Below are 16175 nucleotides of genomic sequence, written 5' to 3'. Positions count from 1 at the left end.
TTAAGCTCCACTTTTTTGTGCATTATGTTGCGTGTTGTGCTGCGACTGACGTGACGGGATGCAGCGATCGATCACCATGATGATCGCCGGCGTAGTCAGCGCGACGTACATATTGTTGATGCCAAACGGGTTACCGAGGATGAACCACACAGACGTCACCACGCAGGCACCAATCAGACCGGCATTTGCACCACGCGTACTCTTAAACCACGGCAGATAGAACGCCATGATTGCCACCACGGTAATCGACAGACGAATCGCGCGGGTGAAAAACGACAGCTTCAGCACTTCCGGGAAGAACAGCACAAACAGCAGCGGGAAAAAGCCGATGGCGATAGAGATCCAGCGCGTCATTTTGAATTCACGTTCTGGCGTGGGATTGCGGTACGGCACATAAAAATCTTTTACCACCAGCGAGGCAACCGCCAGCGCCACGGTGCCGACGCTGACAAAGATCGACGCCACCAGCGATGTGGTCACAATGACCGCCAGCCATGGCGACATGTCCTGCAGAAACACCGGCAGCGCATACAGGCTCTTAATGTCAGGGTGGGCAAACTTCGCCGCCACGCCAATCAATGCCATCGCCAGACCAATCGGCAGACAGAAGAAGAAGGCCACCCAGGTCGCACGCTTCGCCGATTTCACATCTTTGGTTGACGAGATGGCCTGAATAACAAACTGGGTACAGAAGAGCGAGCCGATAGTACCAATCAACCACGCCACAATGGTGCTGGCACCCACGTGACCGTCCCACGTCCAGTAAAAATCAGGCATTTTTTGCATCATCGGCGCAATACCGCCGGTCATGTGTAGCGCCACGTAAAGGATAATCAGAATGCCGGCATACTTCAGGGCGCTGTGCAGTAAGGTAACCCAGGCGACACCCTTCATACCGCCAAAGGCAAAGTAAAAGGTACTGACCACTGCGGTGATAAAAGCGGCTTGCGTCAGATCGATTTTCAACACGGTTGAAATGGCCGCTGCACCGCTGATGTAATTGCCTACGTTTACCAGCAGCAGCGCATAAATCATGATGAGCGAAATGATGTTTTTGGTTGAATTACCGTACTTCTCGGCAATTGCGCCAGAAATGGTGATTTTGCCGGTATTGTAGATGCGCTTCACCAGAATCAGACCAAATAGCGGGAAGCCAATCGCCGCGCCAATCACTGACCAGGAGGCGGCGAAACCATCTTCAAACGCCGCTTGCGCCGTGCCGATGGTTGATTTGGCGCCGATGTATTCCGACATCAGCATAATACCAACGATAAACGCTGGCATGGCGCGCGATCCTTCCATAAAGTCACCGCTGCTTTTGCTACGCAGCCGCCATGTAAGCCAGGTGGTAAACAGAATGTAAGCGACAACCATGCCGACGATCAGCAGGGTACTCTCCGTTGAAAATGCATTCATCATGACCTCGATAATTCGGGTGGATGGCGACCATCGGGTTCGTTCTCATCCAGCCGGTAGGATTCAAAGGTGATATTCGATGCCTTGTCTGGACAGGCGAACAATGCGTAATTCAGGTGATGAACGATCAATGCCACACGCGGGAGTATGCGGTGTCAGGTCAGGGCGTCATCACGCGCCCCGTTGGGACCAGGGCAAAAGCTGCCCTGACGGCCATTACTGCAGGTACTGATTCACAATCTGGCGAATCTTTTGCACGTCGTCGGGGCTGAAGTGCACCGCATAGCGGCTTTCGCCCACATCGTAGCCGAGCAGCGTGACGGCTTTTTTCACTGCAGCCGGTGAGAAACCCACGCTGTACAGATCGGTACGCAGGCCAGTTACGCTTTCTTGCGCCAGACGTGAACCTTCCACATCACCCGCATGAAAGCGGGCCCAGATAGCGTTAATCTCTTTCGGCGCAACGTTGGCGAGCCCGGAGATGCAGGCAGAGCAACCGTCAACGAAACCCTGATGAATCAGCGAGTCCGGGCCGTTCAGTACATCGAAATTCTCAATATCCTGTACCGCTTTCAGGAAACCGCTCAGGCTTTCATCGCTGCCTGCCGAGTCTTTAATACCGATGATGTTCGGATGCGACGCCAGCTTACGCACCGTATCGGGCTGCAGGGTGTTACCGGTACGCGCCGGAATGTTGTAAAGAAACAGCGGCACATCGAGCGCGTCGGCCACCGTTTGGTAGTGATAAATCAGTTCTTCCTGCTTCAGCGGCACGAAATAAGGCGTAATTACCGATACCGCATCAACGCCCAGCCTGGCGATTTGCTTGCCGAGACGGATAGTTTCGCGGGTAGAAATTTCACCAATGTGCGCGACAACCGGCGCGCTGCCATTCACTTCATCCACACAGGTTTCCGTAACGGCGATTTTTTCCTGCTCGTTCAGTACAAAAAACTCGCCGTTAGTACCACCGCAGAAGATGCCGTTGCCCGCGCTGAGCTGGCGTTTTATCTGTTCGCGTTGGGTGACAGGATTAAATGCGCCATCGCGATCAAAAGTGGTGACGATGGCGGTTAATACGCCAGCTATTTTCTTGCTCATACGACTCCTCGTTGTTCCTGGTGTGAAGGAAACAGCGTCAGATAAACGTCACGCACATCGTTGGCAGAAACGGCCATCGGGACATTTTTCATCAGGCGTTGCACATCCAGCGCGGCTTCTACTAAATAAGGCAAGTGATCCGGGCTAATGCCCAGCTCTTCCAGGCTGGCGGGTAATTGCAGGCGTTTCACCAGGGCGGTGAAGTAATCCACTAACGCGTGCGATTTCGCGTCGTGATCAAGCGTCGTATCCGCGTCAGGCAACAAATCGTAAACCTGAGCAAATTTTTTCACTGCGGCAGGGCGGACAAAACGCATGCACGGCGCCAGCAAAATGGCGTTAGCAACGCCATGCGGCAGGTGATATTTACCGCCCAGCGGATAAGACATAGCGTGCACCAGATGCGTCCCGGCGTGGGCAATGGCCGCACCGCCATAATAAGACGCCCACAACATTTCGAGGCGCGCCTGCAAATTTCCCGGCTCGCTAAGGGTGGTTTCAAGGTTTGCGAACAGCTTCTTCATGCCAGTCAGTGCATAGTTATCGCTCACCGGATTCGACACGGTAGCGGTGAAACATTCGATCAGGTGGCACAGCGCATCAATGCCGGTAGACGAAGCGATGTGCGCAGGCATGCTGGTAGTGAGTTCAGGCACCAGCGCCACAACGTCGGGCAGCATGACGGGCGAAATGATGCCAACTTTAGTGGCATTTTCCGGGATCGCCAGAATGGCGTTTGGCGTCGCTTCGGAGCCGGTTCCGGCGGTGGTAGGAATCAGCAGCGACGTGGTGCGATGCAGCGGCTTTTCGCCCGCCAGCAGCGCGTCCAGCGAAGGCGCGTTCTCCACACACAGCACCGACAGCAGTTTAGCAACGTCTAGCACGCTGCCGCCGCCAACGCCAATCACCAGCTCGACGTCACGCGCAGGCAATGCGCTAAGAATGGCAGCCACATCGTGCTGGCTCGGCTCTGGCGGCACGTTGTTTACCACGCTGACGGTAGCAATCTGCTGCTTCAGTTGCGCGATGAGCGTCTTAACGGCCGGAATACTCTCAATATTCTTATCGGTAACCAACAATGCTTTCGTCTTACCGTTCAGCAGATACCTTATGTCGTTTAGCGCCTGGTAACTGCTAATAACCGTGCTGTTGATATTCATTTCATACCCTTATTACTGTGTCTCTGACCTGAATGATTGCTTTTGCTCATGTCAGTGCGAGTGCAGTCACTTACTGTGGCTCAATTTATAGGGCATATTGATTTCGATTAATTTGATCTTGCTCACATATAATCAATAGTGATTGAATATAATCATCCTCAGCGGCAAACAACCGAGACAGGAGAGACAATGACGCAATCGTCATGGAAAACGCCGGTACTAGTGATTGCCGATGACTTCACTGGCGCAAACGATGCGGGCAGTGGATTTGCCCAGGCGGGTGCTCGCGTCCATGTGCTGTTCAGCAACGATACGCTGCATGACAGTGAAGCGGCAGACGTATGGGTAATCAGCACAGACAGCCGGGCTATCAGCGCCGGGCAGGCGGCAGAGCGCATCACCCAGGTGGTGAAGCAATATCAACCGCTTCAGGGCTGGTTATATAAAAAGATCGATTCAACGCTGCGCGGCAATGTCGGGGCCGAAATCATGGCGGTGCTGACGGCCAGCGGCAGACAACTGGCACTGGTGGTGCCCGCTGTACCGCGACTGGGGCGCACTACGCGCAACGGCGCGGTTTATCTTAACGATGTGTTGTTAACCGATACCGAATTTGCCAGCGATCCCAAAACGCCTATCCTCAGCGCCCATGTTTTACAGCAGCTCCAGCTGCCGGGCACACAGATTGATCTCGCCACGCTGCGCAGCGAGCACCTGGATGCCGTGCTGGCTGAATTAGGCGGGGTGGTGGTGGTGGATGCCGAACAGGACGCCGACATTGCCCGTCTGATGCAGGCGGCGGCGCGTTTAGCGGAAAAGCCGTTGTTAGTCGGCGCGGCAGGCTTGAGTGACGCGCTCGCTGCGCACCTTTCTACCCGACCGGCCAAAGCGGTATTAGCGGTGGTGGGATCGATGAGCAACAGTGCGCAGCAGCAAATCAGCACGCTGGCGCAACAGCGCGACATAGCGCTGATCGACATCGATGTTCGTCAGCTGTTTCAGTCACCCGTCTGGCCCTCAGCGTCAGGCTGGATTGCGCAAAGCGTGACGGCGTTGCGTGCCGGTCAGCACACCGTCATTCGCACCTGTCAGCACGCACAGCAGCGGCACGAAATTGATCAACTTTGTCAGCAGCAAAACCTGACGCGTCAGCAACTGGGTGAGGCGATCTGCCAGTTTTTAGGTGAATTAACCCGTCGGTTATTGCACCAATACCAGCCAGATGCGCTTTATCTCTCTGGCGGCGATGTGGCGATTGCCGTCGCTCAGGCGCTTGGAGCCAGCGGATTTCAAATTCAGGGCCTGGTAGCAGGCTGTGTGCCGCACGGGGTTCTGCTTAACAGTGAATTTAACTTGCCGGTGATGACCAAAGCGGGTGGCTTTGGCGACGAAAACACCCTGGTAGCAGCCATTCGTTTTATTGAGGAGACGTTGAGTGAATAAGGTTATTGCGGTAACGATGGGCGATCCGGCGGGCATTAGCCCGGAAATCATCATCAAGTCACTGTCCGAAGGGGATCTGAATGGCGCGCCAGCGGTCGTGGTGGGATGCGCCAGCACCCTGCGCCGTATCCTGGCTATGAATATCACCCCTCAAGCTGAACTGCGCGTGCTCGACAGCATAAAGGACGCATATTTTGCGCCAGGCATCATTAATGTGATTGATGAACCGCTAGCCAATCCTGAAACGTTGAAGCCTGGCGTGGTGCAGAAAGAAGCGGGTGACCTGGCCTGGCGCTGTATTAAACGCGCCACCGGGCTGGCGTTAGCGGGAGAGGTGCAGGCCATCGCGACGGCGCCGCTGAATAAAGAGGCGCTGCACTCAGCGGGTCATATCTACCCCGGTCACACCGAACTGCTGGCGCACCTGACCCATACCAAAGATTACGCAATGGTGCTGTACACCGATAAGCTGAAGGTGATCCATGTCACCACGCACATTGCGCTGCGTAAATTTCTCGATACATTGAACCGTACCCGCATTGAAACGGTGATTGGCATGGCGGATACCTTTCTGCGCCGCGTCGGGTTTGAAAAGCCGCGTATCGCAGTGGCAGGCGTTAATCCCCACGCGGGTGAAAACGGGCTGTTTGGCGACGAAGAGATCACGACCGTCGCGCCAGCAATCAACGCGATGAAAGAGCAGGGTATTGACGTATATGGCCCTTGCCCACCGGATACCGTGTTTCTGCAATGTCAGGAAGGGCAATACGATATGGTGGTAGCGATGTACCACGATCAGGGACATATTCCGTTAAAACTGCTGGGCTTTTATGATGGGGTGAATATCACTGCTGGGCTGCCGTTTATTCGCACTTCGGCAGACCACGGCACGGCATTTGATATCGCCTGGACAGGTAAAGCGAAGTCTGAGAGCATGACGATCTCCATCAAACTCGCGATGCAGCTCGCATAGGGAAATATGAAGGGACAAAGTCGTCTTGATCAGATTATGGATTATCTGAAAAGCCATAATCTGGTGACTGTAGAGCAGTTAGTGAGCGCGATTTCTGCCTCACCGGCCACCATCCGGCGTGATTTAATCAAGCTGGACAAAGAGGGCGTGATCAGCCGTAGCCACGGTGGTGTGACCTTAAATCGATTTATTCCAAGCCAGCCGACGACGCTGGAAAAAATGCAGCGTAATTTAGCTGAAAAGCAGGCGATTGCCGAGCAGGCTGCCAGCTTTGTGCGCTCGGGCGATGCAGTGGTACTGGATGCAGGCACCACCATGCTGGAGCTGGCTCGACAGTTGACGCATCTGCCGCTGCGGGTGATTACCGCCGATTTACATATCGCGCTGTTTCTTTCTGAATTCAAACAGATTGAAGTGACCATTATTGGTGGACGTATCGATGATTCCAGCCAGTCCTGCATTGGCGAGCATGGCCGTCGCCTGCTGCGCAGCATTAACCCTGATATTGCTTTTGTTAGCTGTAACTCGTGGAGCCTGGCGCGTGGCATCACCACGCCTACCGAAGAAAAAGCCGGACTGAAGCATGATTTGCTGGCTAATGCCGGTCGACGTGTTTTGCTGGCTGACAGCAGTAAATACGGCTCCTGGTCGCTGTTTTGCGCCGCACCGCTGGAAACCCTGACTGATGTGGTAACGGATAACCGGCTGGATGACGGGGTCAAATGGGAATTACGCGAACGAGGTATTGCGCTACAGCTGACAAATTAGCGCTTAGCAGATCAAAAAGGGCATCCCGCGAGATGCCCCTTTCTTTGACAGGATGGCAACTTACAGCGTTTTTAAACCCACCGAAGGGATATTCCTTCCGTAGTAAATCTCACGCATCTCTTTCCACAGCAGGTCAGTAATGCGTTTGTGCTCTTGCGGGCTGAGATCTTCTGGTCGGGTATTAAACAGGTAATGCTTAAGTTCGAACTCTTTCAGCAACATCTTGGTATGGAAGATGTTCTCCTGATAGACGTTAACATCCACCATGTCATACATCGCTTTCATGTCATCTGACATAAAGTTCTGAATTGAGTTGATTTCGTGATCGATAAAATGTTTTACGCCGTTCACGTCACGGGTGAAACCCCGCACGCGATAATCCACGGTGACAATGTCTGATTCGAGTTGATGAATCAGGTAATTCAGGGCTTTTAACGGCGAAATTACGCCACAGGTTGATACTTCAATATCGGCGCGGAAAGTGCAAAGTCCGCCTTCCGGGTGGCTCTCCGGGTAGGTATGCACGCAGATATGGCTTTTATCGAGATGGGCAACCACCGAGTTTGGCAGCGGGCCTGGGTGCTCCGAATTATCAATATCTTTCGGATCAATCGGCTCTTCACTGACCAAAATAGTCACGCTCGCGCCCTGCGGTTCATAATCCTGGCGCGCAATGTTCAGCACATTGGCCCCGATGATCGAACAGGTCTCCGTCAGGATTTCAGTCAGACGGTTCGCGTTATATTGCTCATCGATATAAGCGATGTAGCCATCGCGTTCAGCTTCCGTATTTGCATAGCAAATATCGTAAATACAAAAACTCAGGCTTTTAGTCAGGTTGTTGAAGCCATGTAGTTTTAGCTTTTGCAATTTTGTTCACCCCCTTATAAATGCTGTGTGTGTGACAAAGCATTCAACAGATATTGCGGCAGGGCAAAGCTGCCAGTATGGATCGCCGCGTTGTAATAGCGGCAGTTCAGGCCTGCGGCCTCATAACGCGCCTGTAGGGTTGCCGCGTCGAGCTGGCGCAGAGCCGGATTGTCGCTTGCCCAGGCAAATGTCATGATGCCGCCGTAATAGGTTGGAATCGCTGCCTGGTAAAAGCTGACATCAGCAAAATAGTGGCTGAGTTTGCGATGGCTGTTAATCGCTTCGTCTTGTTGCAGAAAGCAAACGCCATTTTGCGCGACGAAGATGCCGTTTTCATGAAGGGCTTGCTTACAGCCAGCATAAAATTCTGAAGTGAACAGACTTTCGCCCGGACCGATGGGATCGGTACAGTCGGAAATGATCACATCGAACTTTTCATTAGTCTGGTTAACGAAGTTTACGCCGTCATCAATCACCAGGGTAAAGCGCGGATCGTCATGCGCACCGGCGCTGTGATTCGGCAAGTATTGACGGCAGAACGTCACGACCCCCGCATCAATTTCTCCCATGGTGATCTTTTCAATCTGCGAATGACGCGACACTTCACGCAGCATCGCACCATCCCCACCGCCGATAATCAACACGCTTTTGGCCGCACCGTGCGCCAGAATTGGCACATGCGTCATCATCTCATGATAGATAAATTCATCACGTTCGGTGGTTTGTACCACACCATCCAACGCCATCACGCGACCCATCTCCGCATTTTCGAAGATGATTAAGTCCTGATGCGCTGTTTTTTCCCGATAGAGCTGTTTATCAACCGTGAAATATTGTCCAAAACCGGCATGAAGGGTTTCATACCACATTTCATTTTGGGCCATGGTGGGGCTCTCCTTTAATGACATCGCCATGAAAATGGGCGGCACATCATAGCTAACTCTGACCGTGGTTGCACGGTCAAATGTTCAGCAGGAGAGCGGTATGCGGCGGGTTATTTAACGTAGGCAAGCAGGCTCAATGAGTCACGAGCCAGAGACTTACATTTTTTATCGTTGGTGATAGCAATACCGCTTAAGTCACGATAGCTGTCTTCGCCAAGCGCTTTCATGTTGTAGCTGCTGTAGTTGCTTAAATCCCAGCGGTTTTGCTGAGCAAAAAACACCAGCGCTTTACGAATTTGCGCATCCGGCAGATCCTGATAGCCGCAGTCATTCTTTAGATAAACGAACACCGCCGTCAGATCGGCCAGATCTTCGGCTTCGGATTCACTTAAGGCAAAGCTGGTGGAGGAGAAGCCAAGGAGTCCTGACAACAGCAGGATCTTGATGCTTTTCTTCATAGTCATTCTCTTCAGGGGATAATCTTGTTGACTTTAGCACAGTTGCCAGCAGGTTTTCGATTAATTTACCCGCCGCCACGAATGGCTGCATTTTTTCAGGGGATTCTGGTACGAAAGCTTGACCTTCCCATCAGGTAAAGGTTTAGGCTGTGCACTCTCTTGTCACAAGGATGATTACCATGCAACGTCGCCACTTCCTCAAACTTACCGCTGCGCTCACTGCGGCCGGTGCGCTGCCGCTCTGGAGCCGTTCGTTGATGGCGGCTGAACGTCCGCTGTTACCGGTTCCTTCTCTGTTAGAACCCGATGCCAGAGGGCATTATAACCTCACCGCAATGCAGGGAAGCACACAATGGAATGGCAAAGCGGTACCAACCTGGGGCTACAACGGCAATCTGCTGGGGCCGGCACTGATGTTACAACGTGGCAAGACGGCAACGGTCAACCTGCATAACCGACTCAGGGAAGCGACAACGCTGCACTGGCATGGCCTGGAAATTCCAGGCGCGGTGGACGGCGGGCCGCAGGCCAGCATCGCACCTGGTGCGACACGTCAGGTCACCTTTACCCCGGATCAACCGGCAGCGACCTGCTGGTATCATCCGCATCTGCATGGCAAAACCGGCCATCAGGTCGCGCAGGGGCTGGCGGGACTGGTGCTGTTAGACGATGCGGAGTCCGGCAAGCTGCGTCTGCCCACGCAATGGGGAGCCGATGATGTTCCACTGATTTTTCAGGATAAATTGCTGACGAAGCAGGGCGATCGCATCGATTACCAGCTCGATGTCATGCGTGCTGCCGTAGGCTGGTTTGGTGACATGATGTTGACCAATGGCGTGCAATATCCGCAACACGCAGTGCCGCGCGGCTGGATACGCTTACGCTTGCTGAACGGCTGCAACGCCCGCTCGTTGCATATTGCCACCAGTGACCAGCGTCCGCTCTATGTGATTGCCAGCGATGGCGGTTTATTGTCCGAACCGGTAAAAATCGACTCATTACTTTTATTGCCAGGTGAGCGTTTTGAAGTGATGGTTGAAACTTCAGACGGTAAACCTTTCGATATGGTTACTTTACCTGTTGAGCAAATAGGGATGACGCTGGAACCGTTCGGGAAGCCGCTGCCGCTGGTGCATATCCTGCCATTGCGGGTGATGGCCAGTGCCACGCTGCCGGATGCGTTGGCCTCCTTGCCAGCCCTACCGAACACCCAGGATTTGAATACGCGCTGGCTGCAACTGATGATGGATCCGCAACTCGATCAGCAAGGCATGCAGGCGCTGATGCAGCGTTATGGCGAGAAAGCGATGGGCAAAGGTCAGCATGGGATGAACATGACCCACGGCGATCACAACATAAAGATGGCTGCAGGGGAGCACGCCATGGATCACAGCGCGCACGACATGGCAAAACCGGCCGCCGGTTATGACTTCCATAACGGCAATAAAATTAACGGCGAAGCGTTTAACATGAACAAGCCGATGTTTAACGTGGCGCTGGGCGCAGTAGAGAAGTGGACTATTTCTGGCGAAGGCGACAGTATGCTGCATCCTTTCCATATCCACGGTACGCAGTTTCGCATTCTGTCTGAGAACGGCAAGCCGCCTGCGCCGCATCGTCAGGGCTGGAAAGATATGGTAAATGTCGACGGCTGGCGCAGTGAGGTGCTGGTGCGTTTTAATTATGTTGCTAACGCTGAACAGGCTTACATGGCGCACTGTCATCTGCTGGAACATGAAGATACCGGCATGATGCTGGGTTTTACCGTAACCTGACGTCAGGCATTCTCAAGCGCCAGCCTGATGTCCTCAATCAAATCACCGGCATTTTCAATGCCGATCGACAAGCGCACCGTCGCGTCAGTGATGCCAATGCGCTGACGCACCGCTTCCGGCACCCCGGAATGGGTGGTGCTGCCGGGATGGCTGGCCAGCGATTCGGTGCCGCCGAGGCTAACGGCTTGTTTAAACAGCGCTAATCCGTTAAGGAAACGAAACGCAACGGGTTGGCCCCCGGCAATATCAAACGAGAAGGTTGAACCTGCGCCGCGACATTGTTCACGATAAGTTTTGCCCTCCGCACTTTTTTCATCCAGAAACGGTAGCCAATACAGTTTTGTCACTTTCGGGTGATCGCGTAAAAACGCCGCCACCTTTTCAGCGTTATGCCAGGCTTTCTCCATACGCAGCGACAAGGTCTCCAGCGAGCGGCCGATCATCCAGCTGGAGTGCGGATCGAGCTGGGTACCGATGGCGCTGCGTAGCGCACGAATGCTGGCCATTAACGTTTTGTTGCCCATCACCGCACCGGCAATTAAGTCTGAATGCCCACCAACGTATTTAGTCAGCGAATAAAGCGACAAATCAGCGCCCAGCGTTAAAGGATGCTGAAACAGCGGGCCAAGCAGCGTATTGTCACAGGCGACAAGGGGACGCGAGCCTTGCTGCTGCTCGATCTCATCGGCAACACGTGCCATCAGCGCAATATTCACCAGGCTGTTCGTAGGATTAGCCGGGGTTTCAACCAGGATTATCGCGACTCGCCCTTGCGCCATCGCCCGTTGCGCGGCATCACGTACTTTAGTTTCATCATTGCCATCGCTAAAACCGACGGCCTGAATAGCCAGATTATGCAGCGTCTTACTCAGTAAAGTTTCAGTGCCGCTGTACAGCGGTTGCGAATGCAAAATCACGTCGCCGGGGCGGGAGAAGGTTAGCAGCGTGGTCGAAATTGCCGCCATGCCGGAAGCAAACAACGCGCAGCTTTCTGCCTGTTCATAAATGGCCAGTCGATCTTCAACAATTTCACTGTTGGGATGATTGAAGCGGGAATACACCAGTCCCCCGCTTTTGCCTGTCGGGGGTTCACGTCGCCCTGAGACGTAATCAAAAAAATCTCGTCCCTCTTCCGCGCTGTTAAACACAAAGGTGGACGTCAGGAATACGGGCGGTTTGACGGCTCCTTCCGGCAGACGCGGATCAAAGCCGTAATTAAGCATTTGCGTTTCCGGGTGGAGTGGGCGCGCACCGATATGCGTTTTTTTACTGGATGAAGAAGCCATGAAATCTCCGGCTAACCGTGGGTTAACGAGCAGCATGCTGTACATACAGTTAACGCCACGGTGACATTTTTCGCCACGATAACGTTTGCCTTTAGCGCACGGCAGCAGTGGCCGTTTCGACTATGGTAGACTGCGTGGCTTTCTGACGTAACCAGGCTGAACGCAATGAAACACACTGTTGAAGTGATGATCCCTAAGCAGGCAATTGCCGCGCGCATCGCCGAACTGGGCAAAGAAATTACTGAACATTACCGCGACAGCGGCAGTGATATGGTATTAGTCGGGCTGCTGCGCGGCTCGTTTATGTTTATGGCCGATCTGTGCCGTGAAATCGATGTGCCACACGAAGTTGATTTTATGACTGCGTCCAGTTATGGCAGCGGCATGTCCAGCACCCGTGACGTAAAAATCCTTAAAGATCTGGATGAAGATATTCGCGGTAAAGATGTGTTGATTGTGGAAGACATCATCGACTCGGGTAACACGCTGAGCAAAGTGCGGGAGATCCTGCAACTACGCCAGCCTAAATCGCTGGCGATTTGTACCCTGCTGGATAAACCAGAACGCCGTGAAGTGGAAGTGAATGTCGAATATGTTGGCTTTGCCATTCCGGATGAGTTCGTGGTTGGCTTCGGCATTGACTATGCGCAGCACTACCGTCATCTGCCTTACATTGGCAAAGTGGTTCCACTCGAAGCATAACCCACCGCACATTCTTCCAGGGCTGAGGCAGCTTGCTTAGTGTAGGCTGTCTGGCGCTTTAAGCTGGACTGTCAGTGTTGACCAGCAGTCTGGCAATGCCGTGGCGATAACGCTGCTCCAGGATCTCCCGGCTGTTGGCGGTGACGTTGAGGTTACGCAGGCAGCCGTCCTGAATACCATACACCCAACCGTGTAGCGAAACATTTTTACCGCGTTTCCATGCTGATTGCAGAATGGTAGAGTGGCCGAGATTATAAACTTGCTCAATAACGTTGATTTCGCACAGTTTATCGAGACGCTTATCCGGCGGGAGTTCCCCTAACAACACGCTATGCTTGTACCAGAGATCGCGGATATGCAGCAGCCAGTTGTTGATCAAACCCAACTCCGGGTTGTCCATCGCCGCTTGTACGCCACCGCAACCGTAATGGCCACATACGATGATGTGCTCAACTTCCAGCACTTCGACGGCATATTGCACGACGGAAAGGCAATTCAGATCGGTGTGTACCACCAGGTTTGCCACGTTGCGATGCACAAACAGCTCGCCAGGTTCAAGCCCGGTGAGGCGCTCAGCGGGGACGCGGCTGTCTGAACAGCCAATCCACAGGAAGCGGGGTTTTTGTGCCTGGGCGAGCCGCTCAAAAAAGCCGGGATCTTCTTTGACCAGTAATGCAGACCATTGGTGATTATTACTGATCAGGGTATCGATATCTGTCATGACGTTGAGCGACCTGTTACTGCGCATTGTGCGTGGACGTACTATAGGCGAAGGCTTAGCTATTTCAAACGGCATTAAATTGCCATCAAAACAGGGTATGGATTCGTAATGACTTATGCACTGGAACTTTCCCGGCTGACCAAGACCTATCCCGGCGGCGTGCAGGCGTTGAAGGGGATTGATCTTAACGTTGAGGCCGGCGATTTTTATGCGCTTCTGGGACCGAACGGTGCCGGTAAATCTACTACTATCGGCATTATCAGCTCGCTGGTGAATAAATCCGACGGCAGCGTGCGGGTATTTGGCTACGACCTGGAAAAAGATATGGTCAATGCCAAACGCCAGCTCGGACTGGTGCCGCAGGAGTTCAACTTTAATCCGTTTGAAACCGTGATGCAGATTGTGGTGAACCAGGCGGGTTATTATGGCGTCGAGCGTCGGGAAGCGAATGAACGCGCTAAAAAGTATCTGCAACAGCTCGATTTATGGGGAAAACGTAATGAACGCGCGCGGATGCTTTCTGGCGGCATGAAGCGGCGTTTGATGATTGCGCGTGCGCTAATGCATGAACCCAAACTGCTGATCCTTGACGAACCCACGGCCGGTGTGGACATCGAATTACGCCGTTCGATGTGGGTATTTCTCAAAGATCTTAACGCCAAAGGCACGACGATTATTCTGACAACGCACTATCTGGAAGAAGCCGAAATGTTGTGTCGTAACATCGGTATTATTCAGAGCGGTGAGCTGGTGGAAAATACCTCGATGAAAGGACTGCTGTCCAAACTGAAATCTGAAACCTTTATTCTCGATTTAGCGCCGCGGAGTCCGCTGCCTGCGCTGGAGGGTTTTCAGTATCGTCTGGTCGATACCTCAACGCTGGAAGTAGAAGTGATGCGTGAGCAGGGCTTAAACAGTGTATTCAGTCAGCTCAGCGCGCAGGGTGTGCAGGTGCTGAGTATGCGTAACAAAGCCAACCGTCTGGAAGAATTATTTGTTGACCTGGTGCAGGGAAAAACAGGAGCAAAAGCATGACACATTTGTACTGGGTGGCGCTGAAAAGCATCTGGAGCAAGGAAATTAACCGTTTTGCCCGTATCTGGATCCAGACGCTGGTACCGCCAGTGATCACGATGACGCTTTACTTTATTATCTTCGGCAACCTGATTGGCTCACGTATTGGTGATATGCATGGCTTCAGCTATGTGCAATTTATCGTGCCGGGGTTAATCATGATGGCCGTGATCACGAATGCTTATGCTAACGTGGCTTCCTCTTTCTTTAGCGCCAAGTTTCAGCGTAACATAGAAGAGTTGCTGGTCGCGCCGGTGCCCACTCACATTATTATTGCCGGATACGTTGGGGGCGGCGTGGCGCGTGGCGTGTGCGTTGGCATTTTAGTGACGGCAATCTCGTTATTTTTTGTGCCGTTTCACGTTCATTCCTGGACGATGGTGGCCGTAACGCTCTTACTGACAGCGATTCTGTTCTCACTGGCTGGCCTGCTGAATGCTGTCTTTGCCCGCACCTTTGACGACATCAGCCTGATCCCGACCTTTGTGCTCACCCCGTTGACCTACCTCGGCGGCGTATTCTATTCGCTGACGCTGCTGCCGCCGTTTTGGCAAATGGTGTCAAAGCTGAATCCGGTGGTCTATATGATCAGCGGTTTCCGTTACGGTTTCCTCGGCATCAATGACGTACCGTTGGTGTTTACCATGTCGGTACTGATCGCGTTTATCGTGGTGTTTTATATGCTGGCATATACCTTGATTCAGCGCGGACGCGGCTTACGTACTTAGCCGTCCTGTGTATTAAAAACGCAGCGTCGGCTGCGTTTTTAATACTATTATTTTAATTAACAAGATAATTCCTATTTAGGCTGGCTGAATGAAACAGGCAGGCCATTTTTTAATATTATTACCCTTTGCCTTTTTGCAGGCTTATTTAAAGCAGCCCCTATCTCTTCCCGCCATTTATCTCAATATGGCATTTCTCCTAAATTTATTTATATTTGCACCCTATCACCTTGTTTTTGCTAATTTTAAGATTTTTATAAGCCGTTATCTTATTGTCTAACCGTTTTTGGTAATGCTCCCAACTTACTGATTTAGTGTATGATGGTGATTTTGAGGTGCTTGCGTGGCTTCCATTTCCATCAGATGTCCTTCCTGCTCCGCTACTGAAGGCGTGGTGCGTAACGGCAAAAGCACTGCCGGACATCAGCGCTATCTCTGCTCTCATTGCCGTAAAACATGGCAACTACAGTTCACTTACACCGCCTCTCAGCCCGGTACGCACCAGACAATCATTGATATGGCCATGAATGGCGTCGGATGTCGCGCCAGTGCACGCATTATGGGCATTGGCCTCAACACGGTTTTACGTCACTTAAAAAACTCAGGCCGCAGTCGGTAACCTCGCGCATACAACCGGGCAGTGATGTGATTGTCTGCGCTGAAATGGACGAACAGTGGGGCTACGTCGGTGCTAAATCACGTCAGCGCTGGCTGTTTTACGCGTATGACAGGATACGGAGGACGGTTGTGGCACACGTTGTCAATACCGATCGAATTCTGACCCACCCTGCCAAAGTAAAACTGACCCACCCCCTTTGA

General features: G+C 52.7%; 15 protein-coding genes and 1 pseudogene. 8 read left to right on the top strand and 8 right to left on the bottom strand.

Annotated elements, in window-relative coordinates; translation table 11 throughout:
- From H2P46_RS03330 to H2P46_RS03320, 3 genes are all read right to left on the bottom strand, one after another.
- Positions 1-1416, bottom strand: coding sequence for a sodium:solute symporter family protein (locus H2P46_RS03330; RefSeq protein ID WP_193403941.1), 1416 nt, complete (start codon positions 1414-1416; stop codon positions 1-3).
- A 216-nt stretch (positions 1417-1632) separates the two neighbouring features.
- Positions 1633-2517: a dihydrodipicolinate synthase family protein gene (locus tag H2P46_RS03325; protein ID WP_193403778.1), complete on the bottom strand. Its 885-nt coding sequence runs from the start codon at positions 2515-2517 to the stop codon at positions 1633-1635.
- Positions 2514-3677: an iron-containing alcohol dehydrogenase gene (locus tag H2P46_RS03320; protein ID WP_193403777.1), complete on the bottom strand. Its 1164-nt coding sequence runs from the start codon at positions 3675-3677 to the stop codon at positions 2514-2516. Before H2P46_RS03320 ends, H2P46_RS03325 begins: the two co-directional genes overlap by 4 nt.
- A 189-nt stretch (positions 3678-3866) precedes the next feature.
- On the opposite strand from H2P46_RS03320, the gene dtnK reads away from it, so the two are divergent.
- The 3 genes from dtnK to H2P46_RS03305 are packed head-to-tail and all read left to right on the top strand — an operon-like array spanning position 3867 to position 6861.
- Entirely contained in the window at positions 3867-5120 is a 1254-nt protein-coding gene (gene dtnK / locus H2P46_RS03315) for a D-threonate kinase (protein WP_193403776.1), read from the top strand.
- Entirely contained in the window at positions 5113-6093 is a 981-nt protein-coding gene (locus tag H2P46_RS03310; RefSeq protein ID WP_193403775.1) for a D-threonate 4-phosphate dehydrogenase, read from the top strand. The genes dtnK and H2P46_RS03310 overlap by 8 nt, the downstream gene beginning before the upstream one ends.
- Positions 6094-6099: 6 nt before the next feature.
- Positions 6100-6861, top strand: a complete 762-nt coding sequence (locus H2P46_RS03305) for a DeoR/GlpR family DNA-binding transcription regulator (protein ID WP_193403774.1) — start codon at positions 6100-6102, stop codon at positions 6859-6861.
- Between the two features lie 60 nt (positions 6862-6921).
- Here H2P46_RS03305 and speD read toward each other — a convergent pair whose 3' ends face one another.
- The 3 genes from speD to H2P46_RS03290 all read right to left on the bottom strand — a co-directional run bounded on the left by speD (position 6922) and on the right by H2P46_RS03290 (position 9073).
- A complete protein-coding gene (speD, locus tag H2P46_RS03300; RefSeq protein WP_193403773.1) occupies positions 6922-7731 on the bottom strand; it encodes an adenosylmethionine decarboxylase in 810 nt (269 codons plus the stop codon).
- A 14-nt stretch (positions 7732-7745) separates the two neighbouring features.
- Positions 7746-8615: a polyamine aminopropyltransferase gene (gene speE, locus H2P46_RS03295; protein ID WP_193403772.1), complete on the bottom strand. Its 870-nt coding sequence runs from the start codon at positions 8613-8615 to the stop codon at positions 7746-7748.
- A gap of 110 nt (positions 8616-8725) precedes the next feature.
- The gene (locus H2P46_RS03290) at positions 8726-9073 is read right to left on the bottom strand and encodes a YacC family pilotin-like protein (RefSeq protein ID WP_193403771.1); all 348 of its coding nucleotides are present in this window, start codon (positions 9071-9073) and stop codon (positions 8726-8728) included.
- Positions 9074-9252: 179 nt separating this feature from the next.
- Here H2P46_RS03290 and cueO point away from each other — a divergent pair, with 179 nt between their 5' ends.
- A complete protein-coding gene (gene cueO / locus H2P46_RS03285; RefSeq protein ID WP_193403770.1) occupies positions 9253-10848 on the top strand; it encodes a multicopper oxidase CueO in 1596 nt (531 codons plus the stop codon).
- Between the two features lie 2 nt (positions 10849-10850).
- Here the strand turns inward: cueO and H2P46_RS03280 are convergent, their stop codons facing one another.
- A complete protein-coding gene (locus tag H2P46_RS03280) occupies positions 10851-12134 on the bottom strand; it encodes a cystathionine gamma-synthase family protein (protein ID WP_193403769.1) in 1284 nt (427 codons plus the stop codon).
- Between the two features lie 165 nt (positions 12135-12299).
- Between H2P46_RS03280 and hpt the strand changes: the two genes are divergently transcribed.
- Complete coding sequence (gene hpt / locus H2P46_RS03275) at positions 12300-12836, top strand: hypoxanthine phosphoribosyltransferase (RefSeq protein WP_193403768.1); 537 nt, start codon at positions 12300-12302, stop codon at positions 12834-12836.
- 58 nt (positions 12837-12894) lie between these two features.
- Here the strand turns inward: hpt and can are convergent, their stop codons facing one another.
- Positions 12895-13557, bottom strand: a complete 663-nt coding sequence (gene can, locus H2P46_RS03270) for a carbonate dehydratase (protein ID WP_193403767.1) — start codon at positions 13555-13557, stop codon at positions 12895-12897.
- Positions 13558-13665: 108 nt separating this feature from the next.
- Here can and H2P46_RS03265 point away from each other — a divergent pair, with 108 nt between their 5' ends.
- From H2P46_RS03265 to H2P46_RS03255, 3 genes and pseudogenes are all read left to right on the top strand, one after another.
- Positions 13666-14592 (top strand): ABC transporter ATP-binding protein, encoded by a 927-nt coding sequence (locus H2P46_RS03265; protein WP_193403766.1) that lies wholly within the window; start codon positions 13666-13668, stop codon positions 14590-14592.
- Positions 14589-15359 carry an ABC transporter permease gene (locus tag H2P46_RS03260; protein ID WP_193403765.1) on the top strand — a complete coding sequence of 257 codons (771 nt, stop codon included), beginning with the start codon at positions 14589-14591 and terminating at the stop codon, positions 15357-15359. The genes H2P46_RS03265 and H2P46_RS03260 overlap by 4 nt, the downstream gene beginning before the upstream one ends.
- 340 nt (positions 15360-15699) lie before the next feature.
- A pseudogene (locus tag H2P46_RS03255) lies at positions 15700-16139 on the top strand (IS1 family transposase); the annotation flags it as partial.
- Positions 16140-16175 lie beyond the last annotated feature (36 nt).

The organism is Mixta mediterraneensis (assembly GCF_014946725.1).
Taxonomy (GTDB): domain Bacteria; phylum Pseudomonadota; class Gammaproteobacteria; order Enterobacterales; family Enterobacteriaceae; genus Pantoea; species Pantoea mediterraneensis.
Note: the sequence above shows the minus strand (reverse complement) of the source record. Positions and strands in the feature narration are given on the sequence as shown.

What these genes read in the sequence shown, in the direction of transcription:
- hpt (WP_193403768.1), top strand. Translation starts at nt 12,300, where the DNA reads ATGAAACACACTGTTGAAGTGATGATCCCTAAGCAGGCAATTGCCGCG.
- H2P46_RS03320 (WP_193403777.1), bottom strand. Translation starts at nt 3,677, where the DNA reads ATGAATATCAACAGCACGGTTATTAGCAGTTACCAGGCGCTAAACGAC.
- speE (WP_193403772.1), bottom strand. Translation starts at nt 8,615, where the DNA reads ATGGCCCAAAATGAAATGTGGTATGAAACCCTTCATGCCGGTTTTGGA.
- H2P46_RS03330 (WP_193403941.1), bottom strand. Translation starts at nt 1,416, where the DNA reads ATGAATGCATTTTCAACGGAGAGTACCCTGCTGATCGTCGGCATGGTT.
- H2P46_RS03265 (WP_193403766.1), top strand. Translation starts at nt 13,666, where the DNA reads ATGACTTATGCACTGGAACTTTCCCGGCTGACCAAGACCTATCCCGGC.
- H2P46_RS03280 (WP_193403769.1), bottom strand. Translation starts at nt 12,134, where the DNA reads ATGGCTTCTTCATCCAGTAAAAAAACGCATATCGGTGCGCGCCCACTC.
- H2P46_RS03305 (WP_193403774.1), top strand. Translation starts at nt 6,100, where the DNA reads ATGAAGGGACAAAGTCGTCTTGATCAGATTATGGATTATCTGAAAAGC.
- dtnK (WP_193403776.1), top strand. Translation starts at nt 3,867, where the DNA reads ATGACGCAATCGTCATGGAAAACGCCGGTACTAGTGATTGCCGATGAC.
- cueO (WP_193403770.1), top strand. Translation starts at nt 9,253, where the DNA reads ATGCAACGTCGCCACTTCCTCAAACTTACCGCTGCGCTCACTGCGGCC.
- H2P46_RS03260 (WP_193403765.1), top strand. Translation starts at nt 14,589, where the DNA reads ATGACACATTTGTACTGGGTGGCGCTGAAAAGCATCTGGAGCAAGGAA.
- H2P46_RS03290 (WP_193403771.1), bottom strand. Translation starts at nt 9,073, where the DNA reads ATGAAGAAAAGCATCAAGATCCTGCTGTTGTCAGGACTCCTTGGCTTC.
- H2P46_RS03325 (WP_193403778.1), bottom strand. Translation starts at nt 2,517, where the DNA reads ATGAGCAAGAAAATAGCTGGCGTATTAACCGCCATCGTCACCACTTTT.
- can (WP_193403767.1), bottom strand. Translation starts at nt 13,557, where the DNA reads ATGACAGATATCGATACCCTGATCAGTAATAATCACCAATGGTCTGCA.